Source organism: Antarctobacter albus, assembly GCF_900101505.1.
Classification (GTDB): Bacteria; Pseudomonadota; Alphaproteobacteria; order Rhodobacterales; family Rhodobacteraceae; genus Antarctobacter; species Antarctobacter albus.
The window spans coordinates 1-7,002 of the sequence record NZ_FMZI01000031.1; the positions used below are offsets into that span (position 1 = coordinate 1).

Annotated in this window: 6 protein-coding genes and 2 pseudogenes; 5 read left to right on the forward strand and 3 right to left on the reverse strand. The window is 53.4% G+C overall.

From position 1 onward, the window contains the following. The 4 genes and pseudogenes from BLQ71_RS26725 to BLQ71_RS26220 form a co-directional block, all read left to right on the forward strand. Positions 1-279: hypothetical protein (locus BLQ71_RS26725; RefSeq protein ID WP_211318931.1), on the forward strand; the 279-nt coding region annotated here is incomplete at its 5' end. Between the two features lie 809 nt (positions 280-1,088). Further along, positions 1,089-1,376: pseudogene (locus BLQ71_RS25560) on the forward strand (integrase core domain-containing protein); the annotation flags it as partial. A 379-nt stretch (positions 1,377-1,755) separates the two neighbouring features. Beyond that, a pseudogene (locus BLQ71_RS26940) lies at positions 1,756-1,869 on the forward strand (transposase); the annotation flags it as partial. A 256-nt stretch (positions 1,870-2,125) separates the two neighbouring features. Beyond that, positions 2,126-2,323, forward strand: a complete 198-nt coding sequence (locus BLQ71_RS26220) for a hypothetical protein (RefSeq protein WP_139168490.1) — start codon at positions 2,126-2,128, stop codon at positions 2,321-2,323. A gap of 251 nt (positions 2,324-2,574) precedes the next feature. Here the strand turns inward: BLQ71_RS26220 and BLQ71_RS25565 are convergent, their stop codons facing one another. The 3 genes from BLQ71_RS25565 to BLQ71_RS25580 form a co-directional block, all read right to left on the reverse strand. Next, positions 2,575-4,092, reverse strand: a complete 1,518-nt coding sequence (locus tag BLQ71_RS25565; protein ID WP_133066210.1) for a synaptonemal complex protein 1 — start codon at positions 4,090-4,092, stop codon at positions 2,575-2,577. Between the two features lie 253 nt (positions 4,093-4,345). Next, a complete protein-coding gene (locus BLQ71_RS26225) occupies positions 4,346-4,807 on the reverse strand; it encodes a hypothetical protein (RefSeq protein ID WP_074623756.1) in 462 nt (153 codons plus the stop codon). A gap of 243 nt (positions 4,808-5,050) precedes the next feature. After that, positions 5,051-6,019 carry a toll/interleukin-1 receptor domain-containing protein gene (locus BLQ71_RS25580; RefSeq protein WP_074623757.1) on the reverse strand — a complete coding sequence of 323 codons (969 nt, stop codon included), beginning with the start codon at positions 6,017-6,019 and terminating at the stop codon, positions 5,051-5,053. 725 nt (positions 6,020-6,744) lie between these two features. Between BLQ71_RS25580 and BLQ71_RS25590 the strand changes: the two genes are divergently transcribed. Then, on the forward strand, positions 6,745-7,002 hold a 258-nt coding region (locus BLQ71_RS25590; protein WP_074623506.1), incomplete at its 3' end, for an IS5/IS1182 family transposase.

A 7,002-nucleotide genomic window follows, 5' to 3' on the forward strand; every position in this document is an offset into this window, starting at 1 on the left:
GGCGCCGGGCAATCACACAAAGTCGTCATCATAGGCGTCGCCCGAAAACTCGTTAGAAACGCGAATGTCCTCAGCCAGGCAAACGGTCCGTGGACATCAGGTGCTCAGCCGTTGACCGCCCGAGACCATGATCCGGATGGAAACCAGGCGGTTTTTGCACTAACAGGGAAAATGGCTCTGGCAGACCGGAAAAATCAGATCGTCGCATCGCAAGGCTGTGCCCGGCGCCAGAACGGCCTGCCTCCGATGGCCCTTACATTCATTCCTCTGGCCGCATGAGAACAGCCGACCTTCCCTTTCTGGCCGAACACAGCGCGGATTTGGTGCTGCTGATCGATGCCTTGCCGGGAACCGGCAGGGCCGAAATCCTCACGGCGATGCGCCGCAAACTGGGCGGACCGGACGGGGGCTGCCAATGCTCCATGTTGTCGACAGAGGATCCGCCCGTCGTGATATCCGTCACCCCGGCGGTGATATGCGCCGGGGCCGACCAGGTGGCGAACCTGTCCGCGCTACGGGACATGGGTCACGTGCAGGAGATCGGCAACCGCGACCTGTTCCTAGGACCGGGACAGGATCCGCATTTCGCCAAAACCGGCGGCTGGCCCGCATTGTCCGACCACCTCGCCCAGGCGCCGCTGGATGACCGCGCACTGACAGAAAAAGCGGGCGCCCTGTTGCGGCAGACCCCCAGGGCCATTCGCGACATCGTGGCCCGGCTCTGCCGCGCCGAAGGCGGGTTTGACGACGCCGAACTGCCGGCGGAGCAGCGCAAGTTGTTGCATTGGCTGGACCCCCTCTCGGAATGTCGGGGCGGCACTTGGCGGATCCGAACGCCGGGACTGGCGGCAGTCCTGCGCGCGGCGACCGACGCCTGGTCCGCGGCAGCGCTTGCGGCACCACCCGCCCCCGGCGCCGCGAAAGCCGCGCGGATCGCGGCGCTGCTGCACGCCGGGGATCGCGCCGGGGCCCTCGATCTCCTGCACCGTGAAGGTGGTCAATATTTCATGCACTTGCACGGGATGGAGGCCGGGCGCCGGGTCGCGGATGCCTTCGGAGAGGATCCAGCGCCTGCGGTCATGGCCCTGCAGTTCATTGCCCAAGCCGTCCGGGACTGGATTGCCGCTGTCGGTTCAAAGACCGCATTCATCGAGCCCGGTTCACCCTGGGAGAACGGATACTGCGAGAGCTTCAACGCCAGGTTCCGCGACGAGCTGCTCAACGGGGAGATCTTCTACAGCCTGCGGGAAGCGCAAATCCTGATCGAACAATGGCGGAGGCATTACAATACGAAGCGACCACACAGTGCTCTGGGCTACCGTCCGCCGGCCCCTGAAACCATCGTCCCGACAGACCAGAGGCCGATCATCCACTAACACTCAAACCGGACCAATCAGCGGGGGCGGGTCAATCAATTCCACCGGGGACCGAGAACCGCCAAAAGGGTAGACGAACATATCGCTGAAAAATGAACTGTTCGTACCGTAGAAATAAAGCCCCATCGCAAATGATTTCCCTTTCCGGCGGTGCTCCGGCAAATGCGCCTGCGGACACCCTCCTCAATACTCATTCGACGGGCTTCCTCCGACATTCCCCAAGTGAAACGCCGTCCCGCTCAACTTGACGTCAGTGTTCAGGCTGATCAAGCTTTCAGTGCCGGTTGCGCCGTGTTCCGACAGCTCGCGCCCAGGCTCAGAACTGAATAGCCCCGTCTATCGTGGACGCCTTCTGTGCTAATTTTGAGGCAAGGAGGCCATGATGAGCGGCTCGAAGTCCAGCGACGAGTTCCAGCGGGATGCAGTCGCGCAGATCGCCGAGAGAGGTTGCCCGGTCAGGGAAGTGGCGGAGTGCTTGGGTGTCAGCCCATACCTAGGCGCGCAGTTCAGGACCAACAGACAATAGATGAAAGTGCATCATCAGGTCTTGACCCAAGATGCCCTGCTGCTGCCTAGAGGCATCAAAACTTGAGCGTTTCGGCGGCAAGCTTGACCCACGCCTTCAGTAGAAATGGCTGCAAAGCTTGTAAGGAATTGCTTGGAAGTACTGTCTCCGCTTGAGCCGATTTTGGGCAGACGCGCCGCAAACAGCTGAAAGGAATCGACAAATCCGCAAACAGAAAATGTCGATGGCGAAAACCAACGGCAACCAGAACAAAAGCATGACAGAAAGAATTGTCAAAATTATCAATTTAGACAATTTCTTATTGGCGACCCCGGCAGGATTCGAACCTGCAACCTGCCCCTTAGGAGGGTTTCTAGCACCGCTGATTTCTCTCTTAAAAACAACAAGTAAGCAAGAAATTTGCAATCCGCTGGGCGGATAATGGGCATGTTTTTTTGGGCTAGAGAACCAACGCCACAACAGATTCACGCCGAAAATGGTGTGACCTAACAAAGCAGAGAACGGCAGGTAATATTCTCACGGTTTTTGGAAGTGTCAGAGAAACAAAGCGTTGTCGCTTACCTTCGACGCGGCTACGATGAGCTACCTGATCGTCCATGACAAACCATTGGCAGGGCAGAACCCGCCATCGCCGCGTCCTCGGGTATCCACAATCGCAAGACGCCTCCCCTGTTAGTCCTTGTTCATTCCACTCCTAAACTTCTCCAGAAAAACGTTCAAAAGTGGGTGGGGAACCTTTCCCTCCGCAACCTCTTTCGAGGGCACAAGTTTGTCCGCAGGGTTAAAGGCAAGTTGTTCGAGAACCAGGGCGGCAATTTCGCTTTCATAGCCCACCGCTTGTTTTCGGAAGCCTTCGACGGAAACCGCCATTGAATATTTATAAGCGTAGTGCTCCCTGAGCCGGAACAACGATGAGTGTCGAATAGCTGAGAAGGAAACAAGCCAAGCTGCTGGAAGAAGAATAATAAATCGCGCCAAGACCTGCCCAAGATATTGCCAGCCGCTCATTTCACCTTGAACATCTAGATTCGGTGTGACACCTGCAAGTTCGGGGTAACGGGTTTGCAGAATAGGAGAAACTAGCGGAAAAAACACATATAGCATCAAAGGAATCGCAGAGACAAACAGAAAGGTGATACCTATGTAGAAGCTCACTCGAGCCCAGAACAGTTGCTTTCCGAGTTTCGTGTGCGCGTCAGAGAAGCTACTGGCAAGGCCTGCAACAGTAGCACCTTTGAGCATGCTTTCACTATCTTCTATAAGATGCTTGACTAATTTTCTCTGACCATCGAAATCCTCAAACAACTCTTCTTGACGCTTCTTGCCATCATCAAAGTCTCTATTGCGATCTTCCAGCTGCCGATCAAAGGATTGGAATTTTTCTTCGTACTCTTCCACTTTCCCTTCGACCACAGACGCTTCGTTGTACGCCGCCTCTATTGACTTCTTCTTTTCCACTGCATCGGCAAGGTATTCTCCGACAGTCTTCCGATCTCTCGCGGCTTCATCCTTAACTCTAATCACTTCACTTACAGTCTCCTTGGCAATTGAAGCCTGCTCCTCCAACACGAAAACCTGCTTGGCGGCCTGCGAAACAGTGTCCGTTAATTTTAAATTCTCAATATTTAATTTTTCAATATTCTCACTATACCTTTCAACCAACGAAGACAGCGCGTTCGCCGCCACTTCGAAATCAAATGTCGCCTTTGCTGGCTCAAGGATTGAGAGCACCATAAAAAACGAATCGAGAAGTGCCTCGATACTGTCGCTAAAACTCTTGAATTGCGACCTAAAATCATGAGTCTGACCATTCTGCGTTTCAAGGTGGAAGTTGCTGTAATTGAACGCTTTTACCCCACCTCCACCACTGACAACCTCTTTGAACTTAGTCTCTAGGCCATCCAAATTGCTCTGCGCATTATCGATCATCTTCTTGAGATGCGATATTCTTGCCTCCGGAACCATTAAAAGATTTTTAGAGTTATGAAATTTTTCCGAAAGCTCTGCAATACAGGTGAGACGACTCAAGCAATCAGCATACGATACGTCCGCACCTTGCAGTGTCTTCGAAACGTCAAAGTAACGTCCACCACTCTCATCAGAACCGTTAAAGAATTCTATCAGTTCGGCTGCCGTTTCGGCCAGGATCTTGGCGCCGAGACCAACCTCATCTAACTTTTCCCTTCGCATCGTGGACCCACACGCCTTTCCAATTGATATGAATAATTCTCGCCACCCCAGTTTCTATTTGGCCTTTCAGCTCTCAACCCGCCTTCATGAATCGCCTTGAAGAAATCAGGCGGCACGGCCCGAATTTCGAGGAAATTTTTACATCCTACTATTTCCACCATCCGCACCAAATTTCCAGAACACGGTTTTGAACTCCTTTTTTTCTTACGGCTGCACCACTGCCTCCATGCGCGTTGTGAATTCGTTGTGAGCTCTACGCCCCCGTCTGCGACCAAACAATGCGTTTATTTGATCCCTCACCCACAACAATTTGCCAACCTGCAAACGCTGCACGAAACTCACTCTCCGGGACAAGGTTATCATGAAGGGTTACCAAATTTGATCGCGCAAATGCTTTCTCGCCCTTGGCCACAATAACCAACCTCGTATCAAGTCTAATTACAAACAAACTGCTCACGCCTGCATATTCAACATCAACCGCGCTCGCCTCATCAATTTCCACCCGTATGTTTGGGATTATAATCCCACCCCAACTAGTATTCCCCAAGCTTTCAAATAATTGCCCGTGGTGCTGCCCAGAAAGAAATACAGCAGTCGGCACTTCACCCGCTCGGCCGACAAGAATTGTTTCATCATACTTTCTGCTCGGAAGAATTAGACTGAGCGGCTTAGCGCTCCCTACATTCCCAATCGTAAACTCATTTAACGACAACAATTTCGCGCCCTCCTTTTAATTCCGCTCGCACCACTCAAAACCACAAACCTAACACACCGCACTTTTTCAGCTGATCCGGCTATCCGTCAATCCCAACCTCGACGGATATCCGTACGTCGGCACTTGGGACAGTGCACTGCGCTAACCGGGCGCTTTTCTTTACGGGCGTCGCGGCGCTCATCTTCGCTGAGCACATCTGTTTCAAATCGATAGCCACAGTTGTTGCATCGGAAGCGTATGGATTCAGGCATGTGTTATTCCTGCTTGTTCAATAAACTCGTTCCAGAGGTGCTCGGCCGCCTGCTCTGGGGTGAGCCGTTCGTTTTGCATCGCAAACCACCCCATAGCACCGACAAGAAACTGCTCGTACTCATCTGATGACACATTGAATCCACCGTTTGCAGAGTTGCTTCCAGCATTCTCGTCGAAAGAAAAGTAGATATCCCCTAAAGCGAAACCCGCGTTTCGGCAGTGCACTGTGATGTGCGCAGTTCCATCCTGACGGCCACGATTGACAACTGTGCTACCAAACGAACTCTCACCACGATCGACAAATCGGCCCCGCAGGCCATCAACCGAATCGATCTCGCGGATCGCCTGTTGAAAATAGGTCTTTATTGTTGCGAACGCCTGGTCGCGATAGTCGCTACGATCGATCTCATCGAAGTCCTTTTGAACTCGATAGCGGGAGGTTCCTTTCGGTTTTTTCCTCGGCAGGGGTTCATCTACCGCAGGCTGTGCGAGTTCGTCATCAGTGGGCTCAGGTTCACTTGACCCACTCGTATCGACGATCCGACGAATCTCCTGGACGACATCAAGGTAAGCCGTGTTTGCATTCGTCCATTCCGAGATCGGTACACCGTCTCTGGGGATCGCCTTCAGCCGTCGAAGTTGAGGCATCGCGGCCCAATCGCACGGTTCTACGATGATTGGTACAACGCGCGTCTCGCCTGCCTCATGCCGCTCCAAGGCACGTTGCATTTCGCGTTCGACACAATAGTTGGAAGCGATGAAATCCGGGCTAACAATCAACAAGAACAAATCCGCTGCTTCTAACTCTCGGCTAATTTCATCGTCTAATACGTCACCCGCAAAGATTTCGCGGTCGTACCATGTTTGCAGTCGACCTTCTCTTTGGAGGTTAGTGAGATGGACATGCAGGCGTTCAAGTGCGCCTGCGTCACGGTGGGAGTAGGATATGAATGCTCGCAAGGCTGCGCCTCTTGTGTTGCTGTTTTGTTCAAGTCTATTCGTACCGAACCGAGTCGGCAACACGGCACTGACCTTTCTGCCTAAACGACTTCTTCGCAACCCGTGACGCGGGCGCCGCCATGTCAACCCTTGCCAACGAAGTTAGTGAGTTGATAGCAGCTTGTAAGAATTTTCTTGCTGCCTATGCTACGTCACATGAACCTTATCTACCCAATAAATTTCGTAGGCCACGATGAGTGGATGGAAAGCGGTTACGCACTCGATCTGGCGCAAGGCGACGTCATTACTCGAGACGGGGAGGTTCTTGGGACTTGGCGTGTGGTGGCCTATGATCCTAATCTGGATACCCAGGGTGGCCGGTATGAATTTGTCGCGGACGGGCAGGAGAGGGCTGTGCTTGCTGAGGCGTTCGGTGTTCTAGACTCGAGGATAAATAGAGGTCTTGCGCTTTCAACGCTAACAAGAGCCATTAGAGACTGGCATGAAACTAGCCCCTCCTGAGTCGCGTTGGACAGAGGCGAACCATCTCGTCTAGGGTGATTCCAGCATCAACCTGATGTGCAGGCAACTTTGTCAACCTGCACTCTTTTCTCAGTTTTCCTAGTGTAGACGGGAACCATGTTTCTGGTGCTGAGTAGGTGTACCTGTCATGAACGTGACTAGGGTCAGGACCCATTGATTTGGTCTGACTGGCATGATTCACGGTTCGAAAACGAGCGGTGATCATGTCTGATCTTTTCTGGTTGAGCGACGCACAGATGGCGCGTCTGGAGCCTTACTTTCCGAAGTCGCACGGCAAGCCCCGCGTCGACGACCGGCGTGTCTTGAGCGGGATTATCTTCATCAATCGCAACGGTTTGCGGTGGCGCGACGCCCCAAGGGAGTACGGCCCCCACAAGACACTCTACAACCGGTGGAAGCGGTGGAGCGATCGGGGCGTCTTCGCCCGGATCATGGCGGGTCTGGCGGCCGAGCACGGTGAG